The sequence below is a fragment of the Inquilinus limosus MP06 genome (assembly GCF_000767795.1).
Taxonomy (GTDB): domain Bacteria; phylum Pseudomonadota; class Alphaproteobacteria; order DSM-16000; family Inquilinaceae; genus Inquilinus; species Inquilinus limosus_E.
The window spans coordinates 1-4,133 of sequence record NZ_JANX01000555.1 but is presented as its reverse complement, the minus strand read 5'-3'; the positions used below and the strand labels follow the sequence as shown (position 1 = coordinate 4,133).

At 69.0% G+C, this 4,133-nt stretch carries 5 protein-coding genes and 1 tRNA gene; 3 read left to right on the top strand and 3 right to left on the bottom strand.

The features are described from left to right. The coding region (locus P409_RS28230; RefSeq protein ID WP_034846251.1) for an aspartate-alanine antiporter-like transporter at positions 1-508 on the bottom strand (508 nt) is incomplete at its 3' end. Positions 509-728: 220 nt separating this feature from the next. Then, positions 729-802 (bottom strand) — tRNA-Gly (locus tag P409_RS28225). 140 nt (positions 803-942) lie between these two features. Here P409_RS28225 and recR point away from each other — a divergent pair. Further along, the gene (gene recR / locus P409_RS28220) at positions 943-1,533 is read left to right on the top strand and encodes a recombination mediator RecR (RefSeq protein WP_034846249.1); all 591 of its coding nucleotides are present in this window, start codon (positions 943-945) and stop codon (positions 1,531-1,533) included. A gap of 18 nt (positions 1,534-1,551) precedes the next feature. Here recR and P409_RS28215 read toward each other — a convergent pair whose 3' ends face one another. Beyond that, complete coding sequence (locus tag P409_RS28215) at positions 1,552-2,016, bottom strand: Lrp/AsnC family transcriptional regulator (protein ID WP_034846247.1); 465 nt, start codon at positions 2,014-2,016, stop codon at positions 1,552-1,554. Between the two features lie 92 nt (positions 2,017-2,108). On the opposite strand from P409_RS28215, the gene P409_RS28210 reads away from it, so the two are divergent. Together P409_RS28210 and P409_RS28205 are read left to right on the top strand one after the other, a co-directional pair. Beyond that, a complete protein-coding gene (locus tag P409_RS28210) occupies positions 2,109-2,975 on the top strand; it encodes an EamA family transporter (RefSeq protein WP_034846245.1) in 867 nt (288 codons plus the stop codon). Between the two features lie 651 nt (positions 2,976-3,626). Next, positions 3,627-4,133 (top strand): M10 family metallopeptidase C-terminal domain-containing protein (locus P409_RS28205; protein ID WP_430515668.1); only part of this gene is annotated, 507 nt, incomplete at its 3' end.

Below are 4,133 nucleotides of genomic sequence, written 5' to 3'. Positions count from 1 at the left end.
GGCCGAACAGGCGCGGAATCAGGATCAGGCAGACCAGGATCGGCCCCAGCGAGCCGAAGATGTAGGTCACGGCGTAGCCGATTGCGATCCCCGCCTGCTGGCGCGCCACCTCGTCGGCCGGCAGCCCCAGCCGGTTCAGCGTGTCGCCGGCGGTGCCGATGATCGCCGACTGGGTCAGCCCGCCGGCGGCGATGCCGGCCGCCAGCCCCTTGTCCAGCCCGCCGATCCTGGCGCAGAGGATGACGGTGACCAGCGCGGTCGCCGCCAGGAACACGGCAAGCGCGATCTCGCGCAGCGCCGAGCGGTTCAGCGAATTGAAGAATTGCGGGCCGCTCTCGAAGCCGACGGCGTAGATGAACAGGGCGAAGGCCACGGCCTTGATGCCCGGGTCGATCGTCACCCCGACCTGGCTGATCAGCACCGCGGCGATCAGCGAGCCGGCGACGCCGCCGAACTGGAAACGCCCGAACTGGATCTTCCCGACCGCATAGCCGATCGCCAGCGACAAGAACAGCGCCGCCTCTGGCGAGGCTTTGAATAAATTATGAAGTATTTCCATGCGTGTGCTCCATCGTCTGGAGGCGCTACACGACCATCGCCGAAGATATCATCGGCGTCATCTGAATTTCATCCGCTGAATACAATGATAATCGCCGCGGCGACTACAGCCGAATCATATCACGAATCGGCGGCACTCGAGGTCGGAACAGCAGCGATTTAAGGGAGGCTGGAGCGGGTGAAGGGAATCGAACCCTCGTCGTAAGCTTGGGAAGCTTCTGCTCTACCATTGAGCTACACCCGCGCGCCGTCGGTTATAGGCGAAGCGACGACGCCATTCAAGGCGCCTCGGTGCGATCGCGACGGGCCCTGCTTCGCCCGCTGTGCTACGAAGTTGCGTCGGATAGGATCAGCGCCACGGACGGCGGCGGGAATGGAGCGCGGATGAGCGGCGAGATCGCCACGATGATGGACCTGCTGGCGCGGCTGCCGGGGCTGGGCCCCCGGTCGGCGCGCCGGATCGCGCTGCACCTGCTGCGCCACCGCGACACGGCCATGCGGCCGCTGGCCGAGGCGCTGGAGGCGGCGGCGGAGGCCATCGTGCCCTGCTCGGTCTGCGGCAATCTCGACACCGTCGATCCCTGCCCGATCTGCAGCGACCCGGCCCGCGACGCCGGGGTGATCTGCGTGGTCGAGCAGGTGGCCGACCTGTGGGCGCTGGAGCGGGCGCGGGCCTTCCGCGGCCGCTACCACGTGCTGGGCGGCACGCTGTCGGCGATCGACGGCGTCGGGCCGGAGGACCTGGCGATCCCGCGCCTCCTGGCCCGCGCCCGCGAGCCGGGCGTGACCGAGGTGATCCTGGCCCTGAACGCCACGGTCGACGGCCAGACCACCGCCCATTACCTGGCCGAGAAGCTGGAGGGCGCGGGCCCCAGCATCACCCGCCTGGCCCATGGCGTGCCGGTGGGCGGCGAGCTGGACTATCTCGACGACGGCACCCTGGTCGCCGCCCTGCGCTCGCGCCGCGGGCTGTAGGACCGGCCCCCCTGGGCCCTACCCCGGCAGCGGCGGATCGCGTGGCGGCACGGGGCTGGACTGGACGATCGAGGTGGTGGTCTGGCCATGCGCCAGGAACCGGTCGAGCAGCCGGTCCAGCGTCTCGATCGCCTCGACATGCACCTTCAGGATGAAGCAGTCCTCGCCGGTGATGCGGTGGCACTCCGCCACCTGCGGCATCGCCCGCGCCAGCTCGGCGATCTTCGGCACCTGCCCCGGCATCGGCCGGATACGGACGAAGACGGTCAGCGGGTAGCCGAGCGCCTTCGGCTCCAGCTCCAGCCGCCAGCCGCGGATCACGCCCGCCTCCTCCAGCCGCAGCAGCCGCTCGCGCACCGCCGGCGCCGACATGCCGATGCGCCGCGCCAGCTCGGCCACGCCCAGCCGCGGCTCGGCCTGCAGCAGGCGGATCAAGGCGAGGTTCCGGTCATCCGCGAGCAGCGGCGAGAGCTGGAAGGTCAATTCGACAAATCTCCTTCGAAGCGAAGGCCGAAGGCCGCATACGGCTTCGCCTGATCATGGGCCGCTTCGCCAGGACATGCAAAGCTTCGGGCATGTCGACCTCCGAAGCGTCCCGTGCCGCACCGCTGGCGCGGCGGGTGCCGCCGCAGCTGTTCTTCGTGATCAGCGCCGTGTTCCACTACCTGGGGCCGGCCTGCGCCGTGCTGCTGTTCGCCAGGGTGGAGGTGCTGGGCGTCGCCTGGCTGCGCATCGCCGCCGCCGCCCTGGTCTTCGCGCTGTGGCGCCGGCCCTGGCGGCTGTGGCGGCGCAGCAGCCCGGCCGACCGCCGCACCCTGCTGGCTCTGGGCCTGGTGCTGGCGGCGATGAATGGCTGCTTCTACCTGGCCATCGCCCGGCTGCCGCTGGCCACGGTCGGCGCCATCGAGTTCCTGGGGCCGATCGGCCTGGCGCTGGCGGGGCTGCACAGCCGGCGCAACGTCGTGGCGCTGGGCCTGGCGGCGGCCGGCGTGGCGATGCTGACCCAGATCCGGCTGGAGGGCGACGCGCTGGGCTATGCCCTGGCCTTCGCCAATTGCGGGCTGTTCGTCGGCTACATCGTGCTGGGGCATCGCATCGCCGGAGCCGGCGGCGTCGACGGGCTGGCCGTGGCGATGCTGGTGGCGCTGGCCGCGATCAGCCCGGTCGGCCTGGGCCCGGCGCTGCCGGTGCTCACCGATCCGGCGCTGCTGCTGGCCGGCATCGGGGTCGGCATCGCCTCCTCGGTCATCCCCTATGTCTGCGACCTGCTGGCCATGGCGCGGCTGCCGCGCGCCAGCTTCGCGCTGATGCTGTCGCTTCTGCCGGCCACCGCCGCCGGGATCGGCGTCCTGGTGCTGGGACAGGTCCCCTCACCGCGGGAGCTGGCCGGGATCGGCCTGGTGATGGCAGGCGTCGCCCTGCACCGGGCCGCCAGGGCTTGAAGCGCCGGGCCGCGGCGGCGATCCAGAAAAGCCCGCTGAATTGTCGGATTGGGACGACAATCTCACCCTGGTGACACATTCGCGCCACCATCCCCCGATATCCAGGCTGATAAGCACGATGACGACACCGGTCTGATCCGGCGTCGCTCGGGCAGCCCGCCGGAGGCACATCCGGCCCGTTCGGCCTTCAATTCGGACAGCAGAAGCCTGTGCCGAGATGTCCCGGCCGCCCGCCAGGGCGGATTGCTGACATATCGAGGGCTGCGGCATACTCCAATTTGAGTCAAATTTTATGTGGTGGGGGAGCAACTTGGATGTCGTTCACGAAACCGGAGCAGGATGAGTCGCGGCGGATGACCCGCCGGCAGCACCTCGCGTGCTGACGGCAACGACAGGACGGTCGGCAGCCGGCGAGGGCCGGGTCGGCCCTGGGTCCTTCCACCTCCTTCTGTGACCATTCTCCGCATCGGCCGGTAAGCCCGGCCGTCACCCAGGACAACCGAGTTCGCCTCGCTGCCACCATCGGCGGAAGAGGCGGCACAGGGCGGACTTCGTGATGAAGGACGCTCGACGGCACCGCCCTGCCCGGCGTTCCGCGCCGCGGCCATGCGGCAAGCCTTCGACCGAACCGTAAACAAGGGGAAAGCAGCAATGGCGGATCTTTTTGGCGACGTCTTCAGCAACACCATCACGGGCGGCAGCAGCAGCGACCGGATCTACGGCCGCGGCGGCAATGACATCCTCGATGGCGGCGGCGGCGACGACCAGTTGTTCGGCGATAGCGACGACGACGCGCTGACGGGCGGCGCCGGCACCGACACCTTCGTCTATGACAGCCGCGGCTTCGGCCGCGACACGATCACCGACTTCAACGTCAACGGCGAAAAGATCGACCTGTCCTTCCTCAAGCTCGCCGATTTCGAGAGCCTGAAGCCCTTCATCACCCAGGTCGGCCAGGATGCCGTCATCGCCCTGGGCTGGGGCGGCAATTACGAGAAGATCACCCTCAAGAACGTCTCCGTCGACGATCTGAGCGATGCCGACTTCAAGTTCAACACCTCGACCGCCGACCTGACTGTCGACGGCAACACCACCTGGGCCGACTTCCTGTTCGGCGGCAACGGCAATGACAAGGTCTCGGGCTTCAGCGGCGAGGAC